Annotated in this window: 25 protein-coding genes; 13 read left to right on the top strand and 12 right to left on the bottom strand. The window is 73.1% G+C overall.

Annotated elements, in window-relative coordinates:
* Nucleotides 1-764, top strand: a 764-nt coding sequence (locus K4G64_RS27545) for a phosphatidylinositol-specific phospholipase C/glycerophosphodiester phosphodiesterase family protein (RefSeq protein WP_221758686.1), incomplete at its 5' end; no start/stop codon positions are given.
* A 122-nt stretch (nt 765-886) separates the two neighbouring features.
* Nucleotides 887-1,081, top strand: a complete 195-nt coding sequence (locus K4G64_RS27540; protein ID WP_221758685.1) for a hypothetical protein — start codon at nt 887-889, stop codon at nt 1,079-1,081.
* 1 nt (nt 1,082) lies between these two features.
* Here the strand turns inward: K4G64_RS27540 and K4G64_RS27535 are convergent, their stop codons facing one another.
* The 6 genes from K4G64_RS27535 to xylB form a co-directional block, all read right to left on the bottom strand.
* Complete coding sequence (locus tag K4G64_RS27535; protein ID WP_221758684.1) at nt 1,083-2,318, bottom strand: phosphodiester glycosidase family protein; 1,236 nt, start codon at nt 2,316-2,318, stop codon at nt 1,083-1,085.
* Between the two features lie 128 nt (nt 2,319-2,446).
* Entirely contained in the window at nt 2,447-3,619 is a 1,173-nt protein-coding gene (locus K4G64_RS41130; protein ID WP_221758683.1) for an NUDIX domain-containing protein, read from the bottom strand.
* A gap of 3 nt (nt 3,620-3,622) precedes the next feature.
* Nucleotides 3,623-4,021, bottom strand: coding sequence for a luciferase family protein (locus tag K4G64_RS27525; protein WP_221758682.1), 399 nt, complete (start codon nt 4,019-4,021; stop codon nt 3,623-3,625).
* Nucleotides 4,022-4,114: 93 nt separating this feature from the next.
* A complete protein-coding gene (locus K4G64_RS27520) occupies nt 4,115-4,714 on the bottom strand; it encodes an N-acetylmuramoyl-L-alanine amidase (protein ID WP_221758681.1) in 600 nt (199 codons plus the stop codon).
* Between the two features lie 226 nt (nt 4,715-4,940).
* Complete coding sequence (locus K4G64_RS27515) at nt 4,941-6,149, bottom strand: ROK family transcriptional regulator (RefSeq protein WP_221758680.1); 1,209 nt, start codon at nt 6,147-6,149, stop codon at nt 4,941-4,943.
* A gap of 15 nt (nt 6,150-6,164) precedes the next feature.
* Complete coding sequence (xylB, locus tag K4G64_RS27510; protein WP_221758679.1) at nt 6,165-7,610, bottom strand: xylulokinase; 1,446 nt, start codon at nt 7,608-7,610, stop codon at nt 6,165-6,167.
* 130 nt (nt 7,611-7,740) lie between these two features.
* On the opposite strand from xylB, the gene xylA reads away from it, so the two are divergent.
* A complete protein-coding gene (xylA, locus tag K4G64_RS27505) occupies nt 7,741-8,907 on the top strand; it encodes a xylose isomerase (RefSeq protein WP_221758678.1) in 1,167 nt (388 codons plus the stop codon).
* Nucleotides 8,908-9,057: 150 nt separating this feature from the next.
* Nucleotides 9,058-9,408, top strand: coding sequence for a hypothetical protein (locus K4G64_RS27500; protein WP_221758677.1), 351 nt, complete (start codon nt 9,058-9,060; stop codon nt 9,406-9,408).
* Nucleotides 9,409-9,428: 20 nt separating this feature from the next.
* On the opposite strand, the gene K4G64_RS27495 is transcribed toward K4G64_RS27500, so the two are convergent.
* Nucleotides 9,429-10,706, bottom strand: a complete 1,278-nt coding sequence (locus K4G64_RS27495; RefSeq protein WP_221758676.1) for an SWF or SNF family helicase — start codon at nt 10,704-10,706, stop codon at nt 9,429-9,431.
* Entirely contained in the window at nt 10,703-13,522 is a 2,820-nt protein-coding gene (locus tag K4G64_RS27490; protein ID WP_374206452.1) for a DEAD/DEAH box helicase, read from the bottom strand. Before K4G64_RS27490 ends, K4G64_RS27495 begins: the two co-directional genes overlap by 4 nt.
* A 290-nt stretch (nt 13,523-13,812) precedes the next feature.
* On the opposite strand from K4G64_RS27490, the gene K4G64_RS27485 reads away from it, so the two are divergent.
* Nucleotides 13,813-13,995 carry a hypothetical protein gene (locus K4G64_RS27485; RefSeq protein WP_221758675.1) on the top strand — a complete coding sequence of 61 codons (183 nt, stop codon included), beginning with the start codon at nt 13,813-13,815 and terminating at the stop codon, nt 13,993-13,995.
* A gap of 292 nt (nt 13,996-14,287) precedes the next feature.
* Here K4G64_RS27485 and K4G64_RS27480 read toward each other — a convergent pair whose 3' ends face one another.
* Together K4G64_RS27480 and K4G64_RS27475 are read right to left on the bottom strand one after the other, a co-directional pair.
* The gene (locus tag K4G64_RS27480; protein WP_221758674.1) at nt 14,288-15,160 is read right to left on the bottom strand and encodes a hypothetical protein; all 873 of its coding nucleotides are present in this window, start codon (nt 15,158-15,160) and stop codon (nt 14,288-14,290) included.
* 132 nt (nt 15,161-15,292) lie between these two features.
* Nucleotides 15,293-15,589: a hypothetical protein gene (locus K4G64_RS27475; RefSeq protein WP_221758673.1), complete on the bottom strand. Its 297-nt coding sequence runs from the start codon at nt 15,587-15,589 to the stop codon at nt 15,293-15,295.
* Nucleotides 15,590-15,688: 99 nt separating this feature from the next.
* Here K4G64_RS27475 and K4G64_RS27470 point away from each other — a divergent pair, with 99 nt between their 5' ends.
* The gene (locus K4G64_RS27470) at nt 15,689-16,588 is read left to right on the top strand and encodes an oxygenase MpaB family protein (protein ID WP_221758687.1); all 900 of its coding nucleotides are present in this window, start codon (nt 15,689-15,691) and stop codon (nt 16,586-16,588) included.
* 9 nt (nt 16,589-16,597) lie between these two features.
* Here K4G64_RS27470 and K4G64_RS27465 read toward each other — a convergent pair whose 3' ends face one another.
* Complete coding sequence (locus K4G64_RS27465) at nt 16,598-17,197, bottom strand: class I SAM-dependent methyltransferase (protein WP_221758672.1); 600 nt, start codon at nt 17,195-17,197, stop codon at nt 16,598-16,600.
* A 211-nt stretch (nt 17,198-17,408) separates the two neighbouring features.
* On the opposite strand from K4G64_RS27465, the gene K4G64_RS27460 reads away from it, so the two are divergent.
* The 5 genes from K4G64_RS27460 (at nt 17,409) to K4G64_RS27440 (ending at nt 22,618) form a co-directional block, all read left to right on the top strand.
* Nucleotides 17,409-18,182, top strand: a complete 774-nt coding sequence (locus K4G64_RS27460) for an MHYT domain-containing protein (RefSeq protein WP_221758671.1) — start codon at nt 17,409-17,411, stop codon at nt 18,180-18,182.
* A gap of 147 nt (nt 18,183-18,329) precedes the next feature.
* Entirely contained in the window at nt 18,330-20,960 is a 2,631-nt protein-coding gene (locus K4G64_RS27455) for a nitrate- and nitrite sensing domain-containing protein (RefSeq protein WP_221758670.1), read from the top strand.
* On the top strand, nt 20,957-21,394 hold the full coding sequence (locus tag K4G64_RS27450; protein ID WP_031107026.1) for a roadblock/LC7 domain-containing protein: 438 nt from the start codon (nt 20,957-20,959) through the stop codon (nt 21,392-21,394). Before K4G64_RS27455 ends, K4G64_RS27450 begins: the two co-directional genes overlap by 4 nt.
* Before the next feature lie 22 nt (nt 21,395-21,416).
* On the top strand, nt 21,417-21,827 hold the full coding sequence (locus K4G64_RS27445) for a DUF742 domain-containing protein (RefSeq protein ID WP_097215279.1): 411 nt from the start codon (nt 21,417-21,419) through the stop codon (nt 21,825-21,827).
* Between the two features lie 185 nt (nt 21,828-22,012).
* Nucleotides 22,013-22,618 (top strand): ATP/GTP-binding protein, encoded by a 606-nt coding sequence (locus K4G64_RS27440; protein WP_102908427.1) that lies wholly within the window; start codon nt 22,013-22,015, stop codon nt 22,616-22,618.
* Nucleotides 22,619-22,694: 76 nt separating this feature from the next.
* Here the strand turns inward: K4G64_RS27440 and K4G64_RS27435 are convergent, their stop codons facing one another.
* Nucleotides 22,695-23,123: a PPOX class F420-dependent oxidoreductase gene (locus tag K4G64_RS27435; protein WP_221758669.1), complete on the bottom strand. Its 429-nt coding sequence runs from the start codon at nt 23,121-23,123 to the stop codon at nt 22,695-22,697.
* A 104-nt stretch (nt 23,124-23,227) separates the two neighbouring features.
* Between K4G64_RS27435 and K4G64_RS27430 the strand changes: the two genes are divergently transcribed.
* Both K4G64_RS27430 and K4G64_RS27425 read left to right on the top strand, forming a co-directional pair.
* Nucleotides 23,228-23,641: a roadblock/LC7 domain-containing protein gene (locus K4G64_RS27430; protein ID WP_221758668.1), complete on the top strand. Its 414-nt coding sequence runs from the start codon at nt 23,228-23,230 to the stop codon at nt 23,639-23,641.
* Nucleotides 23,642-23,766: 125 nt separating this feature from the next.
* Nucleotides 23,767-24,697: DUF6397 family protein (locus K4G64_RS27425; protein ID WP_221758667.1), on the top strand; the 931-nt coding region annotated here is incomplete at its 3' end.

The following is a 24,697-nucleotide window of genomic DNA, read 5'->3' as shown; positions in this document are numbered from 1 at the left end:
CCCCCAGGCCCCGCCCGTTGTGGCGCGCCCACGCCCACAACGACTACGAGCACCCACGCCCGCTGCTCGACGCCCTCGACCACCGCTTCGGCAGCGTCGAGGCGGACATCTACCTCGTCGACGGCCAACTCCTCGTCGCCCACGACCCGGAGGACCTCGACCCGACCCGCACCCTCGAATCCCTCTACCTCGATCCGCTGGCCGCCCGCGTGCGCGCCCACCACGGCTCGGTGTACCGGGGGTACCGCGGCTCGCTGCAACTGCTCATCGACATCAAGACCGAGGGCTCCTCGACCTACCTCGAACTCGACCGCCACCTCCGCCGCTACCGGCACCTGTTCACCACCTGCGCTCACGGTCGCGTGCACCGCGGGCCGGTCACCGCCGTGGTCTCCGGCGACCGCGCGGCCCGCGCCCCCATGGAGGCCCAGACCGTCCGGCGTGCCTTCTACGACGGCCGCCTCGCCGACCTCGGCAGCCAGGCGCCGGCCTCCTTCATCCCCCTGATCAGCGACAACTGGACGCTCAACTTCACCTGGCGGGGCGTCGGCGCCTTCCCCGACGCAGAGCGGCAGAAGCTGCGGGGCATCATGAGAACCGCCCACCAGCGCGGTCAGAAGGTGCGCTTCTGGGCGACCCCGGACCTGGCCGGGCCCGCCCGCGACGCGCTCTGGGGCGAACTGCTCGCCGCGGGGGTCGATCACCTCAACACCGACGACCTCGCCGGACTGGAGGCGTTCCTCGACGCCCGCCGGACAGGGTAGGCGCACAGGCGAACACCACACGTTCGGCGGACAGGTCAGCCGCCCGGACGAACCCTCCGCTACGCCACACTTGCGCCCGAACGCCGTGAACCGGACATGGCGGCGTGGCGAAGGAGTTGACGATGGCCATTTCCATCTCTGTGGTGCTGCTGCTCGTGATCCTTGCGGTGATCTTCCTGCGCAACGGCGGGCTGAAGATCTCCCACGCACTGGTCTGCCTGCTGCTCGGCTTCTACCTGGCCAGCACCAGCATCGCCCCCACCATCCACAGCGGCCTCACGGCGACGGCGGACATCGTCAGCGGTCTGCGTCCCTGAGTCACCCCGAGAACACGCCGATGCCGTTCGGCACGAGACGCTCGGCGCCGCCGCTGGGGTGGTTGCGCACGGAGACGGTGCTCGCGCCCGTCTTCCGTGCGACCAGGGTCGACGACCCGCCGCCGTCCAGGCTGAAGGCGTCCTCCGAGCCCAGCTTCCGCATGGTGCCGGCGACTTCGGCGATCGTCAGACCGCTGCGATAGGCGGCGGCGCCGTCCAGCGCGAGCAGCAGCACGCGCCGTCTGCCGTCGGCGATCCCCACGGCCGTACGGACGGTCGACGTCGTGTTGTCGAGGCCCGGCAGCGGCTGTCCGCCCGACAGCACCGGGTAGCCGCCGAGCGCCAGCAGGTACGCGACGCCGTCTGTGGCCGCCACGAGGCTGTGCTCGATCTCCACCGATTCACCGGTGGAGAACTTGCGCAGCTGCTGGGCACCCGCCTCCCGGCCGACCAGCACGGTCGTCCCCGAGGCGATGGGACCGCTGCCCGGGGCGTCGGCGGCGGAGACGACCTTGCCGTCGTGGACCGTCACCTCGTAGGTGTCCGTGCTGCACGGTGCGGCCCGGTCCGTGTCCGTGCCGCACGTGGCACGGACCCGGGAGACGTTGCCCCACTCGGAGGTGAACGCGCCGACGGAACCCACCGGCAGCGCGTACTGGTTGAGCCCGCCCAGCGGCAGCTCCGCCTCGGCCGTACGGACCGAGCCGGCGAGTGCGAGCCGGTCCAGGCGCGCCCGCCCGTCGGTGCCGACGCCGAAGACGTCCTCGGTCGTCGTGCCGGGCGGCAGCGCCGGCCCGAAACGCTGACCCTTCGGGACGGCCGCCTTGAGCGTCCGCCCGGCCGCGATCGCCGGACCCACGCTCGCTCCGGTCGCCTCCACGCCCGGGTGCTGCGTCTCGGTGATGTTGAAGAAGTCACCGTTGACGCCGGCGACCGCGCCCTGGGTGTCCGCCATCGCCGAGATTCGCGCGCGCGAGGCCACGGCCCCCGGGTACAGCAGATCGACCCGGACCTTCGGGTTGCCCAGGTCGACCCTGAGCAGATGGGCGTGCGTCACCCCCTTGGCCGCCTTGATGTCGAACTCCTCGTACGTCACGCCCGGCGCGACCCGTCGGCCCTTCTGGACGGCGTCGGCCGGAGCCGCCCCCGCCAGGGCCGCACCGGTCAGTGCGGCGAACGCCGTGACACACGCCAGTGCCGCTCTGCCCGCTCCCTGTCGCCTGCGACGACCTGCCACCGTGCCCCCTGATGCCTCGTCAACTGTCGGGATCCTCAGGGGCAGTGCACCAGACCGCGGTGGTCCGGCAGGGGGTCTGGGCGCGGACTACGCGGGAACGGCTGAAAAATCGCACCCCTCTGGATGCTTCAGCCGTCGCCCGTTCCGGTGGCGTACGGCGTGTAATGCGCGGGCGTGTGGTCGATCGGCAGGCCGGGATGCCAAGCGGTGAGGGCCTGAGCGCTGCACACGAACAGCTGCTCCGGCAGCCGGTCCAGGGCGAACCAGCGCCAGCGGCCCACGCTCTCCCCGGGCTGGTCCGACGGCTCACCTCGCCAGGCGGTCACCCGGGCCGCCACGGTCATACGGACGACACCACCCACGTCGTCCAGCAGCGTCCCGAGCAGCCGGACGTCCTCGGGCCGGGCCGCGAGCCCCGTCTCCTCGCCGAGTTCACGCACGACCGTCTCCCGCAACGACTCCCCGGGTTCCACCGTCCCGCCGGGCAGCTCCCACGTCCCGCGCCGGTGCCGGCCCAGAAGCAGCCCGCGCGGCCCGTACACGATGGCCCCCACCCCCAGCGCGGCGTGGGCGGGCGGCGGCTTGTCGACGCGCGGCCGGGACGAGACCCGGACCGGCCTGGTCACCCGGAAGAGCCGGTAGGAGGCCTTGTTGCCGTCCTCCGGGGTGTCGAGGACGTCGACCCCCTCCACCCGCAGCCCGGACTCGGTGAGCAACTCCGTCCAGAGCTCGGATGTGAGAACCCACATGTGGACGGTGACCTCACCGCCACCCGCCAGCCGCAGGATCTCGGGCCGGGCGACCACCCGGTCCGACGGCCCGTCACCACGACTGTTCGTGTGCAGGACCGTGAAGCAGAGCCTGCCACCCGGCCGCAGCGCCCCGGCCAGAGCGGGCAGCAGCCGGTGAGGATCGATGTACGGAACGCCGTTGACCGAGTAGACGACGTCGTACGGCCCGGCCGAGCGCAGATGGTCCACCGCGTCGCCCAGGACCAACCGCAGCCCGGGCAGCGAGCCGAAGCGGGCGCGGGCCCGCTCGTACTGCCCGGCCGAGGCGTCGACCGCGTCCACCAGCGCACCGTGGTCCCGGACCAGATGGGCCGCGTGCCGGGCCGGACCGCAGCCGAGGTCCAGGACCCGCCGGCCCGTCAGTTCCCCGAGCACCTCGCTGCCCGGTCCGCCACCCTCGAACCCCCAGTCGATCCGAGCTGCCTCGGGCAGCGCCGTGCCCCGCCGCACATGGTGCGCCCCGTACGCGGCCCAGGCCTCGGCGTTGACCGCCTCCGGTTCGTCCGCCAAGGTTCAGCCGCCCGCCACGGCGTCACGCGGCAGCACCGTGACCCGGTGGAAGTTGCACCCGGCGAGCCGCGGCTCGCCGTCGTCGGCGGGCGGGGTCTGATGGGCCTTGAGGGCGATGCTCACCAGGCTCAGCAGCAGGTCGACGTCCGCCTCGCAGTCGAGGTGGACCGTCACCCAGCCCGATCCGGGCAGCAGATGGATCGCACTCGAGCCGGCGAGGTCGTAGTGGAAGCGCTGGATGGCCCGGCGGGTGAGGTGGAGGTCCACGTCCCGTGCGGAGTGGAAGTGGACGATCTCGTCACGGACGGAACGGAGCGCCCTTCCGGTACCGCAGCTCGCCGGGCCCGCCATCAGGTCGGGCCAGGCCTGCAGGCGCTCCAGGGCGCGCTGGGCCAGAGTCATGCCCCCATCGTCGCCTGCTTACCGGTCCGCAACCAGGGGTTGAGCGATTTGTAACCGGGACGTGAGGTGGATCGCGAGGCACCGACCAGGTGGTCAGGCGGACTTGACGAGTCTGAGGTAGCGCTTCCAGTCCCAGTGCCGGCCCGGGTCGGTGTGGTCGCTGCCCGGCACCTCGTGATGGCCGATGATGTGCGCGCGGTTCCTCGGGATGCCGTACCTCTCGCAGATGGCGGCCGTGAGCCGGGCCGACCGCTCGTACATGACGTCGGTGAAGTATCCGGGCCGGTCCACCCAGCCTTCGTGTTCGATGCCGATGCTGCGGGTGTTGTATTCCCAGTTCCCCGCGTGCCAGGCGATGTCGGACTCGCGCACGCACTGCGCCACGCGTCCGTCGGATGAACGCACCACGTAGTGCGAGGACACCTTGTTCTCCGGGTTCCGGAAGACGTTCAGGGTGCCGGACCAGGTCGTCTGCGCCACGTGGATGACCACGTAGTGCAGTGGGTGGGCGCGGGGTCGGTTCGACGGCGTGTAGGTGCCGCGGCTCGCCGGCTGCCAAGCCGCTCCCGGGTGGTCGACGATCTGGGGCCGGGCGTGCGCCCGGGTGCTGTGGAGCAAGGCCGCCGGGACGGAGGTGAGTGCGGCGGCCGCGAGGATGCCTCGCCTGCTGGGGAGGGGGCTGATCCGTTGCATGGGTGTGCCTTCCGGGCTCGAGGGGAGGGTGTCTCTTGCTCAGCTGCGCGAAGCTGCGGCCGTCGCGGTCGCGGCCCGCCGTGATCAAGTTACGGCGCCTGCCGGTCGGTCGGGAGGATGCGGTGCGAATCGGTGGACGGGCTCTCGGATGTGGACAACTCCCTCACCCGGCCGGGTGATTGGAAGAGGTCGGGTCTGTCGGTCGACGGGGTCGAAGGCGTCCGTCTCAGGCCTGCCCGGCGACGGCCGCGGGATCGTCCAGCACCGCCCGGACCACCGAGTGCGCGGCCCCCAGCAGCGGCCCCCGAGGGCCCAGCCCGGACACGGACACGGGGCAGGCCGGACCTGCCGTACGCCGCGCCAGCTCGTCCCGCAGCGAGGGCAGCAGCCACGGGGCGAGCTCCGACAGTTCCCCGCCCAGGACCACACTCTCCGGGTCGAGCAGGTTGACCGCCCCCGTGAGGGCCACACCGAGCGCCGTACCCGCGTCGCGCAGGGCACGCCGTACGGACTCGTCGCCCTCCGCGGCGCGTCCCGCGAGCAGCCCGACCCGGTCCTCGTCGGGTTCCAGACCGGCCGCGCGCAGCACCGCCTCCTCACCCGCGTACTGCTCCAGACAGCCTCGCCCGCCGCAGGCGCACTCCGGTCCGTCCGGCCGGACGGGCACGTGCCCCAACTCGCCCGCGAATCCGCGGGTTCCGCGCAGCAGCCCGCCGTCCACCACGACCGCGGCACCGATACCGATCTCCGCCGAGACGTGCAGGAAGTCGCGGGGCGTGTCGTCGCCCAGCCAGAGTTCGGCCAGGGCACCGAAGTTGGCCTCGTTGTCCACCGTCAGCGGGAGGTACGCCGGCAGCAGTGCGCCGAGGTCCGTGTCGTGCCAGCCGAGGTTCGGGGCGCGCACGACGGTCCGGGCGTCGCGCGCCACCAGGCCCGGCACGGCCACCGCCAGTCCGGCAGGCCACAGGCCCTCGCCCTCCGCCTCGGCCACGACCTGCCGGATCAGCTCGGTGAGCTCCCCGAGCACGGGCCGGGGAGAGCGGCCGCGGTTGGCCCCCTGCCGTATAGCCCGGGCCCGGGTCGCGCCGCGCAGGTCGACGGCGCACACCGCCAGGTGGTCGACGCCGACCTCCGCGCCGATCCCGGCCGGGCCGCGAGCGCTGACGGCGAGCGCGGAACCGGGCCGGCCCACCCGGCCGGGCCGCTCGGGCCCCAGCTCTTCGAGGAGCCCCGAGCGGATGAGCTCGTCGACGAGCGTCGAGACCGCCGCCCGGGTCAGACCGATCCGCGAGGCGACGGCGGCCCGGGACAGCGGCCCCTCGTCGCGGACGGTGTGCAGAACACGGGCGAGGTTGCGGCGGCGCATGCCCTGCTGGGTGTCGGGCAGGGCGCGTCCCGGCCCGGCCGTACGGGCCTCGTGCAGCGGTGCGGTCATGCCTGACGCCAGTCCTCAGTGGGTGTTCGTGGGCCGCTCCAGCAGCGGAGCCGCGTCGGAGAGTACCCCGGCGATCCTGGCCAGCGTCTCCTCGTCCCGGTCGACGGCGTCGAGCACTGGCCCGGCCGCCGTGTCCCAGCGTCGCGCGACAGCCGCCGGATCCTCCCCGGTCAGCAGCCCGGCCGCCTGGGCCGCGGCGCCGAGCGCGACCAGTTCCTGGGCCTCGGGCACCTGTACGGGACGTCCCGAGAGCCTTCGCACGGTCTGCTGCCACGCGGGGCCCCGGGCCCCGCCGCCGATCAGCAGCAGGGGTTCCGAACGGTCCGCGTCCTCGTCGAGGACCAGGTCGAGCGCGCCGAGCAGGGAGTGCACGGCACCGTCGTAGGCGGCCTGGAGAAGCTGGCCGCCGGTCGTGTCGTGGCGCAGGCCGTGCAGCAGGCCCGAGGCGTTCGGCAGATTCGGGGTGCGTTCGCCGTCCAGGTAGGGCAGCAGGGTCACCGCCGTGCCGGGCTCCACCGCCTCGCGGTCCAGGCCCAGCAGCGCCGCGACGCGGTCGACGGCGAGCGTGCAGTTCAGGGTGCAGGCCAGCGGCAGCCAGTCGCCGCGGGCGTCGGCGAAACCCGCCACCGTGCCGCTCGGATCGGCGGGCCGGTGCCGGGACACGGCGTACACCGTGCCCGAGGTGCCGAGGCTCATCACCGGCACACCCGGCCGCACCCCGAGGCCCAGCGCGGCAGCGGCGTTGTCACCCGTGCCGGGCGCGACCAGGGTGCCCCGGGAGAACGGCAGGTCGTGGCCGTCGCGCACCGTGCCGGCCACCTCGCCGGGCCGGACCACCCGGGGCAGCAGGGCCGGGTCGAGCCCCACGTGCGCCAGGATCTCCTCGTCGTAGGCCTCCGTGCCGGACGCCCACCAGCCCGTCCCGGAGACGTCGCCGCGGTCGGTCGTGCCCAGCCCGGTGAGCCGCTCGGTGAGGTAGTCGTGGGGGAGGCGCACGGCCTTCGTGGCGCGCACCGCCTCCGGCTCGTGCTCGGCCAGCCAGGCCCACTTGGTGACCGTGAACGAGGCGGTGGGCACGCTGCCGGTGCGGTCGGCCCAGGACTTCGCGCCGCCCAGCTCCTCCGTCAGCCGGCGGGCCTGCGGCGCCGAGCGCACGTCGTTCCACAGCAGGGCCGGCCGCACCGGCTCGCCCCGGCCGTCCAGGGTGACGAGTCCGTGCTGCTGCCCGCCGACCGACACCGCCGCGGCCTCGTGCGCCGCCTCACCGCACTGGTGCAGGGCCTCGCACAGCGCGTCCCACCACTGACGCGGGTCGGTCTCCCGCCCGGCCCCCGAGGAGACGGTGTGCGGCGCCTGGCCGCTCGCGATCACCCGGCCGGTGGACGCGTCGACGACCAGCGCCTTGGTGGACTGGGTGGACGAATCCACACCGACGACGAGCGGACCCTCGGCTGCTGACATCGGGCTTCTCCCTACTGCGCGCGGCACGTGTCTCCGTTCGGAGACACCTTGTCTCTTCCCAGAGAGGTGCCTGCATACTAATTTGTAAATCGGCATGACGAAATAGCCTCAGCGAGCAAGGAGCCGCGGCATGAGCTACCAGCCCACCCCCGAGGACAGGTTCACCTTCGGCCTGTGGACCGTCGGCTGGCAGGGCCGGGATCCCTTCGGCGACGCCACGCGGCGTGCCCTGGACCCCGTCGAGACGGTGCGGCGCCTGGCCGAGCTGGGCGCCCACGGCGTGACCTTCCACGACGACGACCTGATCCCGTTCGGCTCGGGCGACACCGAGCGCGAGGCGCACATCAAGCGCTTCCGCCAGGCCCTGGACGCCACGGGCATGAAGGTCCCGATGGCCACCACCAACCTCTTCACGCACCCCGTCTTCAAGGACGGCGCGTTCACCGCCAACGACCGCGACGTGCGCCGCTACGCCCTGCGCAAGACCATTCGCAACATCGACCTCGCCGCCGAGCTCGGCGCCCAGGTGTACGTGGCCTGGGGCGGCCGTGAGGGCGCCGAGTCGGGCGCCGCCAAGGACGTCCGCGCGGCCCTGGACCGGATGAAGGAGGCCTTCGACCTGCTCGGCGAGTACGTCACCTCCCAGGGCTACGACCTGCGCTTCGCGATCGAGCCCAAGCCGAACGAGCCGCGCGGCGACATCCTGCTGCCGACCGTGGGCCACGCCCTGGCGTTCATCGAGCGCCTGGAGCGGCCGGAGCTGTACGGCGTCAACCCCGAGGTCGGGCACGAGCAGATGGCGGGGCTGAACTTCCCGCACGGCATCGCGCAGGCGCTGTGGGCGGGCAAGCTGTTCCACATCGACCTCAACGGCCAGTCCGGTATCAAGTACGACCAGGACCTGCGCTTCGGCGCCGGCGACCTGCGCGCCGCGTTCTGGCTGGTCGACCTGCTGGAGTCGGCCGGATACACCGGTCCGCGGCACTTCGACTTCAAGCCCCCGCGGACCGAGGACCTCGACGGCGTGTGGGCCTCGGCGGCCGGCTGCATGCGCAACTACCTCATCCTCAAGGAGCGCGCGGCCGCCTTCCGCGCCGACCCGGAGGTCCAGGAGGCCCTGCGCGCGGCCCGGCTGGACGAGCTGGCCCAGCCCACCGCCGCTGACGGCCTCCAGGCGCTGCTCGCCGACGGCTCGGCGTTCGAGTCGTTCGACGTGGAGGCGGCTGCCGCGCGCGGCATGGCCTTCGAGCACCTGGACCAGCTGGCAATGGACCATCTGCTGGGGGCGCGTGGCTGAGTCCACGCGCGGGTGCGGCCCGTCGGCCGGTCACCTCCGGCCGGCCGGCGGGCCCGGCATGCTCCGGAACCGTGCGGTCCACGCCATGAGTCCGTATCAGCTTCCGTGCGCCCCTCCCGGCCCGAGGGGAGCGCGGCGACTCTGGTCGGTATGGCCATGCCGCCCGTACCGCCGCATCCGCCCGGCCCGCCCCGGCGCCGGAACCCGCTGTTCATCCTGCTCGTCGTGTTCGTGGCCGTCGCCGCCGTGTCCCTGGTGGTGCTGATGGCCGCGGACAGGGGGGACTCGTCGGACAAGGAGCCGTCCGGCGGGAGCACGAGCGACACTCCCGCCCCGTCCTTCGGCATACCCACCCAGCTGCCCTCCAGGCTGCCGAGCGAGCTGCCGACCCGGCTGCCTTCGGGCTTCCCGACCAAGCTGCCGAGCGATCTGCCCAGCGACCTTCCGAGCGATCTCGAATCGCTCCTTCCGTCGCTGGACGCCGACGAACTGCTGCCCTGACGCCCGCGCCCCGAAGGTCCTCACAGGGAGTTCCCTTCTTCGGGGGAGGGTTCCGCCGACGCCGGAGCCGTCACGGAGGCCAGGGCCGTCGCCGGATCCTGGGCGGCGCCTCCGGCGGGCTGCCAGCGGCCGCGCTCCTTGCGGTAGGGCCACCAGCGGCCGTCCCGTCCGAGGCGCAGCTGCACCGGTGCGCCGGCGACCGTCCAGCGGTTGGCCCGGGCACGCAACTCCGGCCGTTCGCCGACGTCCCAGGCCGAGTCCAGGGCGGCACGCGCGCGTGCGAGCGTTTCGTCCTGCGGCTGCCACTCCTCGTCCAGGACGGACAGCGCCTCCGTACCGCCGTGACGCCAGGCACGCACGGCCGTCGCCAGCCCCTCCCGGCCACGTCCCGACCCGGCGGCGAGCCGGTCGGTCATCTCCGGGCCGGGAGCACCCGCGGCCAGCCGTACCGCGTCCTGAGCCGACGTCAACTCCACGTGGGGCCCCTCCTGGAGGGCTCCCCGGAGCAGGCCGTGCGCCTGTACGGCGGTCCGCGCGGCCAGGAACTCCAGCGCGGCCGGGTCGATGCCGGAGGCCGGTGGCGTCTCGGTGTCGAGGGACGGCGGTACGCCCGGCTCGCCGGGGAGCTCGGGCAGGGGCGGCAGCGGGGGCAGGATGTCATCGGCCGCGTAGGCCTCGGCGGCGTCCACACCCTCCGCAGCCGCGGCCTCCACCACGGACGTACCGCTACGCCTCTGGAGATCGTCCAGCACCGAAGTCTCGGCGCGCCCCCGCATCAGCAGCAGTACGAACGGGTCCTGGTCGAGCAGCCGGGCCACCTGGTAGCAGAGCGCCGCCGTGTGCCCGCAGTGGTCCCACGCCTCGCAGTCGCACTCCGGCTCCAGGTCGCCCAGGCCCGGCAGCAGTTCCACGCCCGCGTCCGCGGCGTCCTCGACCAGGTGCGGCGGCATCTCCCGGTCCAGCAGCGCCGCCACATGACCGGCCCGCTCCACCGTCATGTCCAGGAAGCGGTCCCACTGCTCGGGCGAGAGCTCCTCCAGCAGGACGTCGGCCCGGTGCGCCGTACGGTCGCGGTCCAGGACGACGGCCGTGAGCCGCCCGGGGCGCACCGACACCGCTCCGACCGCACCCGCACGGGCGAGCCGACGGCCCGTCTTGAGCTGCGCCGTGTCCAGCGCCGTGCCCTCCAGGGCCGTCAGCCAGGCCTGGCCCCACCAGGTCTGCGCGAAGCCCTTCCCGTGCGCGGGCGGCAGTGCCGCGAAGGTGCGTTCCATGTCGCCGTCATCGTGCCGAGTCATCGCAGGTCCCCTCGCAGTGCGACCAGATCCGCCAGTTCCGCGTCCGTCAGTTCCGTCAGGGCCGCCTCACCGGCGCCCAGGACCGCGTCCGCGAGCTTGCGCTTGCGCAGCAGCAGTTCGGCGATGCGGTCCTCGATCGTTCCCTCCGCGACGATCCGGTGCACCTGCACGGGCCGCAGCTGGCCGATGCGGTACGCGCGGTCCGTGGCCTGGGCCTCGACGGCCGGATTCCACCAGCGGTCGTAGTGCACGACGTGCTCGGCCCGGGTCAGGTTCAGCCCGGTGCCCGCCGCTTTCAACGACAGCAGGAACACCGGCACCTCGCCGTCCTGGAAACGCCGCACCATGGCCTCGCGCTCGGCGACGGGCGTCCCTCCGTGCAGGAACTGCCAGGGCGTGCCGCGGGCTGTCAGGTGCTGTTCGAGGAGGCGGGCCATCTGCACGTACTGCGTGAACACCAGCACGCCCGCCTCCTCGGCGAGGATCGTGTCCAGCAACTCGTCCAGCAGCTCCAGCTTCCCGGACCGTCCGGAGATCACCGGCCGCTCCTCCTTGAGGTACTGCGCCGGGTGGTTGCAGATCTGCTTGAGGCCGGTCAGCAGCTTCACGATCAGACCCCGCCGGGCCATGCTGCCGGCGCCGGAGATCTCCGCGAGCGCTTCGCGCACCACGGCCTCGTACAGCGCGGCCTGCTCCCGGGTGAGCGACACCGCGTGATCGGTCTCCGTCTTCGGCGGCAGCTCGGGCGCGATGCCGGGGTCCGACTTGCGGCGACGCAGCAGGAAGGGCCGTACGAGCCGGGCCAGCCGGTCGGCCGCCGCCGGGTCCTGACCGCCCTCAACGGCCTCCGCGTACCGCCGGCGGAAGGTGCCGAGGCGGCCCAGCAGCCCCGGAGTCGTCCAGTCGAGGATCGCCCACAGCTCCGACAGGTTGTTCTCCACCGGGGTGCCGGTGAGCGCCACGCGCGCGCGTGCACCGATGGAACGCAACTCCCGCGCGGTCGAGGAGTACGGGTTCTTCACGTGCTGGGCCTCGTCCGCCACGAGCATGCCCCACGGCACGCCGGCGAGCCGCGTCGCGTCCAGGCGCATCGTGCCGTACGTGGTGAGCACGAACTCCCCGTCGGCCAGCCCCTCCAGGCCCCGCCGTGCGCCGTGGAAGCGCCTCACCGGCGTACCGGGCGCGAACCGGTCGATCTCCCGCTGCCAGTTGCCCATCAGGGACGTAGGGCAGACCACCAGGGTCGGGCCGGCGGACCCGGCGTCGGACTGACGGTGCAGGTGGAGGGCGATCAGTGTGATCGTCTTGCCCAGCCCCATGTCGTCGGCGAGGCAGCACCCCAGGCCGAGGGACGTCATGCCGGCGAGCCAGTTCAGGCCCCGCCGCTGGTAGTCCCGGAGGGTGGCGGCAAGGGCGGCGGGCTGCTCCACGGGCTGCTGCGCCTCGGGGTCCGCGAGCCGCTCCCGCAGAGTCGCCAGCCATCCGGTCGGCCGCACCTCGACCCGGCGACCCTCGATCTCCGCCCAGCCCGTCAGGGCCGCGCCGAGGGCGTCCACCGGCGTCACCTTGCAGTCCTGCCCGGAGCGGGCCAGGCGCGCCTCCTGGGGGTCGATCAGGACCCACTGGTCGCGCAGCCGCACCAGCGGGCGCTTCGCCTCGGCGAGACGGTCCAGCTCCGCGCGGTCCAGCCGCCTGTCACCCACGGCGAACGACCAGGTGAAGGCGAGCAGCGCGTCGGCGGACAGGAACGACGGCAGGGCGGCGAATTCCCTGTCGGACTCCGGATCGCCGTCGGAAGGCCCCACCTCCGCGTGCGTGCTGAGCTCACGGGACAGCCCCTTCGGCCAGTGCACGTCGACCCCGGCTGCTCCCAGCGCGCGGGCACCCGCGCCGAGAAGGTCGGTGACCTCCTCGTCGGCCAGTTCGGCCGCGTCCGGCACGGCTGCCGACAGCAGGGGCGTCAGCGGGGCCCAGGCCCGGGCCGCCCGGCGCAGCGCCAGCAGTGCGTCCATCCGCGCGCGCGGACCGAAGGACTCACCCGCGGTGCCGGCCCAGACGTCCGCGGCGTCCGCGACGAGCGCCGGATCGCTGACGCTGTGCACCTGCGGAACGGCCCGGAACCTCACGTCCGCGCCATCGTCCGCCGCGTCGGTCGGACTGTCCGTCGCGTCGGTCAGACCGTCCGCCTCGATCCGCAGCGACAACCGCACGCCCGCGTCGTGGCCCGCCGCGACATCGGCGGCCCAGGCGCGTTGCTCCGGCAGCCGCACCGGTTCCGGGGCGGCGTAGGCGGGGCCGCCCGTCACCAGCGGCGCAGCGGGGGAGCGGGGCAGGGTGTCGGCGACCGCGTCGAGGAAGGCGCGCAGAAGCTGCTCCGGGTCGGGCAGCACCAGCGGCCCGGCGCCTTCGAGGGGCGTGGCGTGCGCCTCGGGCGGCATCGCTGCGGCGAGGCGGCGTACGGCCTCGATGTCCTGGGCGCACAGCGGGCCCGTGCGCCAGGCGTCGTGGTCGCCGGGGGACAGTCCGGGCAGCAGCAGTCCGCGCGCCACGAGGTGCAGGGCGTGCAGGGCGGCCGCGCCCCAGAAGACCGTGGACCGGTGTCCGTGCCCGTCGGCACGCGCACGCGTGAGGACCGGCAGGGCCGTGCGCACCGGAAGCAGAGCGGCGGGAACCCGGGCCGTCTCGATCCCGCCGTCACGGGGCAGCGCGACGGTCAGGTCGGTGGCGGACGCAGCGGCCACGACCGGAGGGGCGACGCCGTCGGGCCGCCAGAAGGCGACACTGCCCGTGCGCGCGGGGTCGCCGGGCAGGAACACGGAGCGGCACAGGGCCAGTTCGGAGAGGTCGAAGGAGGGCGCCGGGAGAGACGGATGCTCGGCTATGGCTGATTCCTCAAATTTGACTAGTGGGGGCGGAGCCGCCGAGAGTACAGCACTTCCGGTGCACACGGGTATGGCTGAGCTGTGAGCTGGGTCACCATGGAGGTCTCGGGGGTGCGTCGGGGTCGCACCTCAGGGATGTCTCAGGGTCGCGGTCCGGAACTGCCGTGGAGGCGGGTCCGTTTTCGAGACAGAGAGCGGCAGTGGCCGCGAAGGAGGCGACAGTCATGTCGAAGAACGCCAAGATCGCCGCGGGCGGTGTGGCGGTCGGGCTCATCCTGCTGATCTGGCTGCCCTGGTGGGCATCGCTCCTGATCATCCTGGGGGTCCCGGCCGCCGCGTACCTCACGCTGGATCCATCCCAGCGGCGCAGGCTGCGCCGCACCACACGCAAGGAGCTCGGCCGCTGAGGCGCTGATGCGGTGGGGCCTCTCGCGTTCGGTGGCGGGACCTCGCGTGCCCGGCGGCGGGCCCCAAGCATCCGACGGCGGGGCTTCACGCGTACGGCGGCGGCCGGATTGGGCCGGACCGAGCCGGACCGAGCCGACTCGGCGTGGCTGAACCGAGTCGAGGCGGGCGTGTCGCGAGTCGGTCCAGCCGTACCGGATCGGCCCGGTCGAACGGGCTCGGCCCAGCCGTGGCGGCCAGGCCCGGCCGAAGCGGCTCAGCCCGGCCCGACCGGCTTCGCCCGGCCCGACCGGCTCAGTTCGGCCGTACGGCGATTTTGTCCAGCGCGTCGAGGAGACCCGGCAGCTCCGGCCCCCGGCCCACCGGCAGGACCTCGCCGGGTTCCTCGTCGAGCAGCACGAAGGCGATGTCGTCGGTCCTGGCGACGAGTGACCAGCCCGGACCGTCGGCCCGCAGGGTCCGGGCGTCACCCGACGCGAAGGACGACCGGACCCGGCCCAGCGGCGGTGGCGAGTCGATGTACGTGCGGGCCTCCGCGAGGACGCGCCGGATGCCGCTGCGGCCCCCCTTCTGCCCGTTCTCCCCGCTCCCGTCCGGCTCCCTGTCCTGCTCGCCGTCCGGCCCGCCCCCGTCACCCGGCGCCCCGGAGGACGCAGGCGTCGCAAAGTCCGAGTCGTCGACCTGCTCCCGCCACACCGCCCACTGCAGTGCGATCTCGTCCGCGCCCAGGCGCCGCTGGGCCGGCCCCCAGACGCTGGTGTCCGGCGGAGTCAGCGGGGGCCGGTCGTCCGCCTCCGGACCCGGATCGTGCGGCGCGGGCACCCCGGGGGCCGCGACGGCGACCGCGAGGGGCCAGCCGGGCAGGGCCGCGACGACCGTGCGCTCGTCGGGCGACAGCTCGTACTCCATGCCGCAGTCCCAGGACGCGATCGCGACGGCCACCAGGGAGACGTCGTCGATGGCCACCGTCCACCGGGCGCCCTCGCCGTCCTGCCCGAGCACCAGCCCGTACCCGTCGGCGAGCGGCGCGAGGCCGAGCGCCGCGCATGCCTCGGGGTAGTCGTCGCCCAGCACGCTCGGGAACTTCGCCGGCGTCAGCAGCACCGCCGTGAGCACATAGAGCGCATCGTCCGCGGCGGCGACGGCTTCCTCATCCGTCCCGGCCATCTCAGCCTCCCCATATCGTCCACCGGCGCGCACCCTAGTGCGCCAGGAAGCCCCTTGTCACGGCCTCGCATGCGCACGCCGAGCTGCAGCTTTCCGGCGGACGGGGTGAATCGGCCGTCCGGCCCGCGCGCATCATGCCGCCGGCAGCCCCAGCAACTCGCGCGCCACGGTCTCCGGCGACTCGCCACGCTCCCGGGCCAGCGCGATCACGGCCCGGCAGGCCAGCTCGTTCACGCCGAACGACAGCGCCTCCGGCGACACCCAGCCGGCCGCCTCGTCGGCCCGCTCCTGGTCGTCGGCCGCGCCGGCCGTCACATACGTCGCCGCGGCCTCGAAGAGGTTGTGCGGACGCTTGTCCCCGCCCGCCTTCGGCTCCGTGCGCATGGCATCGGCGACCCGTCCCCGGGCCTTGCGGAACCTGCCCCACATGCTGACCACCTTCCCCCTGTGTTCCTGCCGTGCCCGATCAACCATCTCCCGCTCACCAACGTAAGGTTGGAGAACCTGTGGCAGAAGGGGGACGGCGCGGTGAAGCGCTATGCGCGGCTCGAACAGATCCGGCGGATGGACCCGTACGGGGAGGCTGCAGAGATCTACCGGCTCAGCGTGGCGTACGAGTTCCCCTGGGACTTCACCCGCGCCCTGGAGCTGGCCCTGTACCGCACCTACGCCGTCCCCCGCATCGGCCGGCTGCTCGCGCGCACCGCGGAGCTCACCGACCGGCCGCAGAAGCGCTACGACGACACCTCGCTGCTCCTGGACGCCGTCGTCGAGCACGGCTTCGGCAGCGACCAGGGCCGGACCGCGATCCGCCGCATCAACCAGATGCACCGCAGCTACGACATCAGCGACGACGACATGCGCTATGTGCTCTGCACGTTCGTCGTGATGCCGAAACGGTGGATCGACGCCTACGGCTGGCGCAGGATGTCACGCCACGAGACCGTCGCCAGTGTCGTCCACTACCGCACCCTGGGCCGGCACATGGGCATCAAGGACATCCCCGAGACCTACGAGGAGTTCGAGACCTGCCTCGACTCCTACGAGGCCGCCCACTTCGGCTGGGACGCGGACGCCCGGCGCGTCTCGGACGCCACACTCGACCTGATGGCCTCCTGGTATCCCGGCCCGCTCGCGCCCCTGCTGCGCACCACGACCCTCGCGCTGCTCGACGACTCGCTGCTGCGCGCCTTCCGTTACACCCCGCCGAGTGCCGCCACGCGCGCGTGGGTGCGTCGAGCCGTCCGGCTGCGGGGCCGCGCCGTCCGTCTGCTGCCGCCCCGGCGAGCCCCGCACTTCGCCCGCCAGAACCGGGAGATCAAGGGCTACCCGTACGGCTACCGGATCGCCGATCTGGGCACCCGCCCGGTGCCGGGCCTGCGGGGCTGCCCCGTGCGGCAGGGGGCGCCGGACACCGAGGCCGGGTGAATCGTCGGCTCAGTCCTTGCGCACGGCGAGCGCGAGGAACCGGGTGTCCTCGTCGACGTACGACCTCAGGCGCCACCCGGAACCGGTCAGCAGCGGGCGGAGGTTGGGCTCGGCGCGCAGATCGTCCGGGGTGAGCGGGCGACCGTGGCGAGCCGCGAGGGCCGCCCTGCCGATCGGGTGGAAGAGCGCCAGCACCCCGCCGGGGCGCACCACGCGCGCCAGCTCCCGCAGGTTCTCGGCCGGGTTCCCGAGGTGTGAGATGAGTCCCGCCCCGAACACGGCGTCCAGTGACCGCGAGCGCAGGGGCAGCGCGGCGACGTCCGCGAGGAGCAGCTGCCCGTCATGGTCCCGTCCGGCCCGTACGGCCTCCCGCAGCATGGCCGGGGTCAGATCGGCTCCGAGAACCACGCCCGAGGCCCCTACGGCGGCGCGCAGCGGCGGCAGGGCGCGTCCGGTGCCGCACCCCGCGTCGAGCACCCGGTCGCCCGTCCGCAGTCCGAGCTCGGCGACCGCGGCAGCATAGGCGGGACCGTCGTCCGGGAACCGGCTGTCCCAGTCGGCGGCGCGGGCGGTGAAGAACTCCTGAACACGCGTCTGCTCGTCGCTCATGTACCGCATGATTCCTCACCGGTACGGATGACGCCTCACCGCGACGGGTGACGCGGCACAGGCGCGGATGACGCCGCACAGACACGGATGACGTCCCGGCGCACACGTTCGAGCGTGACCCGATCGCTCTGGTGCATCTTGGGCCATATTGCAACACCTTTCGAACTGCGCCCCCTTCCCGCGCCCCAGCCGGGTCTAGCGTCCCGGGGCCATGGGACACCTGGACCACACAGCCCTGGGGTGGCTGACCCCCGCACTGTCGTACGTGATGGCCTGCATAGGCGCCGCACTCGGACTGCGCTGCACCGTCCGCGCGCTCGCCACCACCGGGCGCTCGCGCCGCAACTGGCTCGTCACCGCAGCCTCGGCGATCGGCACCGGCATCTGGACCATGCACTTCGTGGCCATGCTCGGCTTCGGCGTCACGGGCACCGACATCCGCTACGACGTGCCGCTCACCCTCCTGAGCCTGCTCGTCGCCATGGTCGTCGTCTGCGCCGGCGTCTTCGCCGTCGGCTACGGCAAGGACCGCGGCCGGGCCCTGCTCGTCGGCGGGCTCAGCACCGGCCTCGGCGTCGCGAGCATGCACTACCTGGGGATGGCGGCCGTCCGGCTGCACGGCGACGTGACCTACGACCCGCTGCTCGTCGGACTCTCCGTCCTGATCGCCGTCGTCGCCGCGACGGCGGCCCTGTGGGCGGCCCTCAACATCAAGTCGCCCGTGGCGGTCACCATCGCTTCCCTGATCATGGGCGCGGCCGTCAGCAGCATGCACTACACCGGCATGTTCGCGGTGGGCGTGCGCGTCGCGCCCTCCGGTGAGGCCCTGCCCGGGGCGACGGCGATGCAGTTCATCTTCCCCCTCGCCGTCGGCCTCGGCTCCTATCTCTTCCTGACCTCGGCCTTCGTCGCCCTCTCGCCGACGGCGGGGGAGCGTGCGGCGTCCGCCTCGGCCCAGCGGCCGGTCCAGAGCGTCGGCCCCTAGCCGGGCAGACGCCGGCCGTGTCTCCGAGGGCCGATGAGCCACGAGGGCCGCTCCGGCCAGGGCCTCGGCCCGTACGCCCCAGACCCCGGGTCTCCCTGGCCATGGCGTCGGCCCGTACGCCCCGAACCACTCCCGAGCGAGGAGTCCATGCGAACACCCCGTAGGACCCCCACAGCCGGCGCCGACGCGCCAGCCTCTCCCGTGCGCGGTCGCCGCGCGCACGCCGGGCCACCGGCCGACGAAGGCCCCGACACGCCCTCGGACGCCGCCCCGGAGGGGACACCCACGCGCGCGGAGCGCTGGCACATACGCCCCCGCACCGTGCGCGCCAAGATCATCTGCCTGCTGATGGTGCCGGTCGTCTCCCTCCTGGCCCTGTGGGCCTACGCCACGGTCACCACCGCCCAGGACGTCTCCAGGCTCCGCCAGGTGCAGCGCGTCGACGCCACGGTCCGCGCCCCCGTCTCCGCCGCCGTCGCCGCCCTCCAGGCCGAACGCGCGGCCGCCGTACGCCACGCCACCGATCCGTCCGCCGTCGGCACCGGCGAACTGGAGGAGCTCGCCCGGCGCACCGACCGGGCCGTCGCGAAACTGCGCCTCGGCAACGGCGCCACGGTCGCCGACAGCGGGGAACTGCCCGCCGGAGTCGCCCAGCGGCTGAAGACGTTCGTCTCCGGCGCCGAACAACTGCGGCCCCTGCGCACCGCCGTGCAGAACGGGCACGTGGGCTGGGCCGAGACGTACAACCGCTACACCGGGACCATCTCGGCCGCCTTCGAGGTGGGAGGGGCACTCACCGGCATCCGGGACGCCGACCTCGGCTCCGACGCGCGCGTGCTGCTCGAATTCGCCCGCGCGGGCGAGGCGTTGGCCCAGGAGGACGCGGTGCTGGCGAGCGCCCGCCTGGACGGCGCCCTGACCGGGGAGCGGCTCCGGCTCTTCACCGGCGCCGTCCATTTGCGCCGCACGCTCACCGAGTCGGCCGTCGCGGACCTGAGCGGCACCGAACGCCTCGCCTGGGACGCCCTCGCCGCCGACGGCGCCTACACCGGACTCGGCGAGGTCGAGGACGGGGTGCTGGCCCGCGGGCCGGGCGCGAAGGCCGTCGAAGCGGCAGCGGAGAGCACCTGGAACACGCCGTACGAGCGCGTGCAGAACGGCATGCGCACCATCGAGGACGACGCGGCACGCGGAGTCGCCGAGCGGGCCGACCCGTTCACCCGGGGAATGCTCACCCCGGCAGGCGCCGCCGTCCTTCTGGGCCTCGCCGCCGTCGCCGCCTCGCTCGTCATCTCCGTCCGCATCGGACGGGGTCTCGTGGTGGAACTGGTCAGTCTGCGCAACAGCGCCCTGGAGATCGCCCGCCGCAAACTCCCCGACGCCATGCGGAAACTACGGGCGGGCGAGGAGATCGACATCCGCGCCGAGGCCCCACCGGGAGTGCCCGCCGAGGACGAGACCGGGCAGGTCGCCGAAGCCCTCACCACCGTGCACCGCGCCGCGCTGCGGGCCGCCGTGGAACGCGCCGAACTCGCCAGCGGCATCTCCGGCGTCTTCGTCAACCTCGCCCGCCGCAGCCAGATCCTCGTTCACCGCCAACTGGCCCTCCTCGACAGCATGGAACGCCGCTCCGACGACCCGAACGAGCTGAGCGACCTCTTCCGCCTCGACCACCTCACGACCCGCATGCGGCGCCACGCCGAGAGCCTGATCATCCTCTCCGGGGCCGCACCCGGCCGCGCCTGGCGCATGCCGGTCTCCCTGACGAACGTGGTTCGCGCTGCCGTCTCCGAAGTGGAGGACTACGCGCGCGTGGAGGTACGGCAACTGCCCGAGGCGGCCGTTGTCGGCGGGGCAGTCGCCGACCTCACGCACCTACTGGCCGAGATCATCGAGAACGCCGCCCAGTTCTCCCCGCCCCACACGCGCGTGCGCGTCACCGGCGAACCCGTCGGCAACGGCTACGCCGTCGAGGTCGAGGACCGCGGCCTCGGCATGGGCAAGGAGACCCTCGCCGAGGCCAACCGCCGCATCGCACAGTCCGAGGCGCTCGACCTGTTCGACAGCGACCGGCTCGGCCTCTTCGTGGTCAGCAGGCTCGCAGCCCGGCACGATGTCAAGGTCCACCTCCGCACGTCCCCGTACGGCGGTACCACCGCGGTCGTCCTGCTGCCCACCGCCCTGCTCCACACCGGGGCGGCCGAACGATCCCCGGAAGCGGCGGAACCCGCGCGGCAGCCGGAGGAACGCGCCTACGCGCGCGTGCCCGACGACACCTTCCTCCAGGACGCCGTCCCGGCCCAGGCCGACCGGCGCGCCCTCGTGGCGCCCGTGCCGACCGCCGCGGAGACCGAGACGTCACGGCCCGTGCAGATCTCACGGCACGTGGAGACCTCGCATCACACGAAGACGTCGCATCCCGCGGAGACCTCGCGGCACGCGGACAGCCCGCGTCACATGGAGACCCCGAGCCAGACCCCACCCCCAGGAGTCGCCACCTTGCGACTGCACCGTCCACCGCAGCAGCCCGAAGACTCCGAAGACCTTCCGCGCCGCGTGCGGCAGGCGAGCCTCGCTCCCCAACTGCGTGAAATGCGTCCCGAGGAGCAGCCGTCGGCGCCCGCCCCCCGGGACGACGAGCGCACCCCCGAACTCGTCCGGGACCGTATGGCCGCCTACCGCGACGGCTGGGCGCGCGGCGGCGGCAGGCGCCCCGGCCGCGGCACCCCTCCCGGCCCCGCGACCGGCAACGTCAGTAGCGAAGGAGACCCCGCATGATCCAGGACCCGAGCACCCAGTCGGCCCGGCGCTCCGGCGAACTCGATTGGTTGCTGGACGATCTGGTGCTCCGCGTGAGCGACATCCGGCATGCCGTGGTGCTGTCCAACGACGGCCTCGCCGTCGGCGCGTCGACCGGACTGCGCCGTGAGGACGCCGAGCACCTAGCCGCGGTCGCCTCGGGCTTCAACAGCCTCGCCAAGGGCGCGGGCCGGCACTTCGGTGCCGGCGGGGTCCGCCAGACCATGGTGGAGATGGACGAGGCCTTCCTGTTCGTGGCCGCCGCGGGCGACGGCTCCTGCCTCGCCCTGCTCACCGCCGTCACCGCCGACATCGGCCTCGTGGCCTACGAGATGGCCCGCCTGGTCAAACGTGTCGGCGAGCACCTCGGCACGGCGCCCCGGGTGGCCGCGCAGCCACCCGCAGCCGGATGAACCGGGAGAACGGTCCGCGCAGATGACCGAGGACATGACGGACGCCCAGCACGAGCAGGGCAGCCAGTGGTACGACAACGAGGCCGGCCCGCTCGTCCGCCCCTACGCCATGACGGGCGGACGCACTCGGCCCGGTCCCACCGGCGTGCGGTTCGACCTGATCGCCCTGGTCACGCTTGACCCGGGCGCGCCCGGCGTGGACGACGCCCCACTCGGCCCGGAACACCGCAACCTCCTCGACCTGTGCCGGCCGGAGACCCAGTCGGTCGCCGAACTCGCCGCCGGTGCGGACCTGCCCGTAGGCGTGGTCAGGGTCCTCCTCGGCGACCTCCTGGAACTCGGCTGCGTCACCGTCAGCCGCCCCGTACCACCCGCGCAACTGCCCGACGAACGCATCCTGCGCGAGGTGATCGAGGGCCTGAGAGCGCTGTAGCCCGCCACGCACGCACCGGCTGCACATCCGTCTGCCCACCCAGCCCCGCACCGCCTACGACACTCGCACCGCCCACGAACCCACACCACCCACGACATCCACAGCACCTACGACACCCACTCCACCCACGACATCCCCACCACCCGCGCCTGCCCGACACCCGGCACTCCCGAGAGAAGTGATCAATGGTCTCCGAGCACTCCGACGCCCCGGGCGGCGATTCCGCCGCACTGGCGCTGAAGATTCTGGTCGCCGGCGGATTCGGCGTGGGCAAGACCACGCTGGTGGGCGCCGTCAGCGAGATCCGGCCACTGCGCACCGAGGAACTCCTCAGTGAAGCGGGCCAGTCGGTGGACGACACCGACGGCGTGGACCACAAGACCACCACGACCGTCGCCATGGACTTCGGACGCATCACCATCCGCTCCGGCCTCTCCCTGTACCTGTTCGGCACGCCGGGCCAGGACCGGTTCTGGTTCCTGTGGGACGAGTTGTCGCAGGGAGCGCTCGGCGCGGTCGTCCTCGCGGACACCCGTCGACTGGAGGACTGCTTCCCCGCGGTCGACTACTTCGAGCACCGGCGCATCCCGTTCGTCGTGGCCGTCAACTGCTTCGCGGGCGCCCGGCGGCATGGCGCCCCGGACGTCTCGCGCGCCCTCGACCTCGACAGGGGAACGCCCGTGGTGCTGTGCGACGCCCGCGACCGCGACTCGGGAAAGGAGGTGCTGATCCGGCTCGTCGAGTACGCCGGGCGGATGCACACCGCCCGGCTGCTCGACTCGGTCGGCTGACCGGAGACGGGGGCTTCCCCGAAGTCGGACAGGGTCTTCCCCGCGGTCCCCGGAGTCCGACGGGGTCTTTCCGCGGTCAGTCCGCGATGTCCCGCTCCGCAAGCACCCTGTCGACCGTGACACGGACGAGGAGTTCCCCGGGGACTCCGTTGCGCGCGCCGAACTCCTCGGCGCGCTCCTCGCCCATGTAGCGGGCGCCGATCCGGGTGGCCCAGTGCCGCACCTCGTCCAGGTCCTCCGAGACACGGGCGCGGCCCTGCAGCACCACGAAGGAGTACGGCGGCCGGTCGTCGTCCACGCACAGGGCGATCCGGCCGTCCCGGACGATGTTGCGCCCCTTCACGGTCTCCTTGCCGGTGTTGAACACCACCTCGTCCCCGTCCAGCAAGAACCAGATCGGAGCCACGTGCGGGCTGCCGTCGGCCCGCACCGTGGACAGCTTTGCGGTGCGGGTGCCGTCGGAGACGAACTCCCGCCATTGCGCGTCGGTCATCTTCTCTGCCATGGCTCCCATCCTCCTTGCCCCGGCCGCGGTCGTGGGGAAGGCTGAGGTGGAGATCCTCCGGCCAGGAGGGTAATCGCACGGGGAGAAAACGGGGAGAACGGAAGATGGTGCAGAACCAGGGACTCGACTGGCTGCTGGACGACCTGACCGAGCGCGTTCACGAGGTGCGGCACGCACTGGTGCTGTCCAACGACGGCCTGGTGACCGGCGCGAGCACCGGACTGCGTCGCGAGGACGCGGAGCACCTCGCGGCCGTGTCGTCCGGGCTGCACAGCCTCGCCAAGGGCTCCGGACGGCATTTCGGCGCGGGCAGCGTACGCCAGACGATGATCGAGTTCGACGACGCGGTGCTCTTCGTCACCGCGGCCGGAACGGGCAGTTGTCTGTGCGTCCTCAGCGGCGCGGAGGCCGACATAGGCCAGATCGCCTATGAGATGACACTGCTGGTCAACCGGGTCGGGGAGCACCTCGACGTGGGTGCGCGCCAGCCCGAACCAAAACCGCTCACAGACCTCTGACCTGCACGTTCGTCACCTCCGCGAAGTTATCCACAGGCTCGCCACGAGATTGGCCGCAGCGGCTACGGTTTTTGCACGGCGACCGCACACGGCGTGAGCCGCCGACTCCACGGGGGAGACCGACCATGTCACGCACCGGCACGACGTCCGACCGCCTTACCTGCGCCCCGAGCCGGGCCGCCCGCGAACTGGGCCTCAAGCGGGGCGAGTTCGACCTCGCGGTGGACCTGGGGCTCATCCGAGCCATGCCTGACGAAGGGGGCGGGGGCCCGCGCGTGGCCCTGGCCGAGCTCGACCGCCTGCGCTCCGGGGACGGCTTCCCCGACGCCCTGCGCGGACGCGTCGCGACCGTCGGAACCACGGCGGGCGCCGAGCTCATGGACGTGGCGCCCACCAGGTTCACCAGCCTCGCGCGCTACGGCCTGCTGATCCCGGTCAAGTTCTACCTCAACCGCTACCGGACGGTCGTCTGGCTGTATCTGGCCGAGGAGCTACGGCAGTTCGCGGCCGAGGGGAGCCACGCCCGGCTGCTGACCGCCCGCTGCACGCCCACGGAGATCCGGGAGGGACTGAAGGCCGGAATGGACCGACGGCCCCGCAACTGGCGGGGGCGGCACGTCGGATTTCTGACACGCCAGGCGGGGGACGACCCGTGGGCGCGAGCGGCGGCGGTCGCCTGCCTCTTGGACCCGGCCGATGTGGCGGACGTCGTGCGGGATCCCCGCGAGCGCACCCGCCTGGCCCGCTGCCACCCTCGGCTTCCGGCCCACGGCGCCCCCGGTTCCCCCACCGCCGAGCTCGCCGAGACGCTGATGACGGCGAGCGAGCCGGACGAAGTGGCTTGGTTCCGCGCGGACCTGGCGCACACGATGGAAATGGCCCGACGGCACCGCCCCATGGCGGACACGCTTTCCCCGGCAGCAACGGCAGCAACGGCAGCAACGGCGGCAGTGGCAGCACCGACAGCACTGGCACCACCGAATCCGCTCGTGCCCCTCCCCCTGCCACCGGCCGGACCAGATCCGCTCGCACCACCCCTGGCTCCGGCGGCAGAGC

It is taken from the genome of Streptomyces sp. WAC04114, assembly GCF_019733245.1.
In the GTDB taxonomy this organism is placed as follows: domain Bacteria; phylum Actinomycetota; class Actinomycetes; order Streptomycetales; family Streptomycetaceae; genus Streptomyces; species Streptomyces massasporeus_A.
The sequence above is the reverse complement of the archived record's forward strand: the minus strand, read 5'-3'. Positions and strand labels throughout refer to the sequence as shown.

What these genes read in the sequence shown, in the direction of transcription:
- K4G64_RS27465 (WP_221758672.1), bottom strand. Translation starts at nt 17,197, where the DNA reads ATGAGCGACGAGCAGACGCGTGTTCAGGAGTTCTTCACCGCCCGCGCC.
- K4G64_RS27445 (WP_097215279.1), top strand. Translation starts at nt 21,417, where the DNA reads ATGACCGAGGACATGACGGACGCCCAGCACGAGCAGGGCAGCCAGTGG.
- K4G64_RS27475 (WP_221758673.1), bottom strand. Translation starts at nt 15,589, where the DNA reads ATGTGGGGCAGGTTCCGCAAGGCCCGGGGACGGGTCGCCGATGCCATG.
- xylA (WP_221758678.1), top strand. Translation starts at nt 7,741, where the DNA reads ATGAGCTACCAGCCCACCCCCGAGGACAGGTTCACCTTCGGCCTGTGG.
- K4G64_RS27455 (WP_221758670.1), top strand. Translation starts at nt 18,330, where the DNA reads ATGCGAACACCCCGTAGGACCCCCACAGCCGGCGCCGACGCGCCAGCC.
- K4G64_RS27440 (WP_102908427.1), top strand. Translation starts at nt 22,013, where the DNA reads ATGGTCTCCGAGCACTCCGACGCCCCGGGCGGCGATTCCGCCGCACTG.
- K4G64_RS27495 (WP_221758676.1), bottom strand. Translation starts at nt 10,706, where the DNA reads ATGACTCGGCACGATGACGGCGACATGGAACGCACCTTCGCGGCACTG.
- K4G64_RS27485 (WP_221758675.1), top strand. Translation starts at nt 13,813, where the DNA reads ATGTCGAAGAACGCCAAGATCGCCGCGGGCGGTGTGGCGGTCGGGCTC.
- K4G64_RS27515 (WP_221758680.1), bottom strand. Translation starts at nt 6,149, where the DNA reads ATGACCGCACCGCTGCACGAGGCCCGTACGGCCGGGCCGGGACGCGCC.
- K4G64_RS27435 (WP_221758669.1), bottom strand. Translation starts at nt 23,123, where the DNA reads ATGGCAGAGAAGATGACCGACGCGCAATGGCGGGAGTTCGTCTCCGAC.
- K4G64_RS27450 (WP_031107026.1), top strand. Translation starts at nt 20,957, where the DNA reads ATGATCCAGGACCCGAGCACCCAGTCGGCCCGGCGCTCCGGCGAACTC.
- K4G64_RS27525 (WP_221758682.1), bottom strand. Translation starts at nt 4,021, where the DNA reads ATGACTCTGGCCCAGCGCGCCCTGGAGCGCCTGCAGGCCTGGCCCGAC.
- K4G64_RS27460 (WP_221758671.1), top strand. Translation starts at nt 17,409, where the DNA reads ATGGGACACCTGGACCACACAGCCCTGGGGTGGCTGACCCCCGCACTG.
- xylB (WP_221758679.1), bottom strand. Translation starts at nt 7,610, where the DNA reads ATGTCAGCAGCCGAGGGTCCGCTCGTCGTCGGTGTGGATTCGTCCACC.
- K4G64_RS27540 (WP_221758685.1), top strand. Translation starts at nt 887, where the DNA reads ATGGCCATTTCCATCTCTGTGGTGCTGCTGCTCGTGATCCTTGCGGTG.
- K4G64_RS27430 (WP_221758668.1), top strand. Translation starts at nt 23,228, where the DNA reads ATGGTGCAGAACCAGGGACTCGACTGGCTGCTGGACGACCTGACCGAG.
- K4G64_RS27500 (WP_221758677.1), top strand. Translation starts at nt 9,058, where the DNA reads ATGGCCATGCCGCCCGTACCGCCGCATCCGCCCGGCCCGCCCCGGCGC.
- K4G64_RS27520 (WP_221758681.1), bottom strand. Translation starts at nt 4,714, where the DNA reads ATGCAACGGATCAGCCCCCTCCCCAGCAGGCGAGGCATCCTCGCGGCC.
- K4G64_RS27480 (WP_221758674.1), bottom strand. Translation starts at nt 15,160, where the DNA reads ATGGCCGGGACGGATGAGGAAGCCGTCGCCGCCGCGGACGATGCGCTC.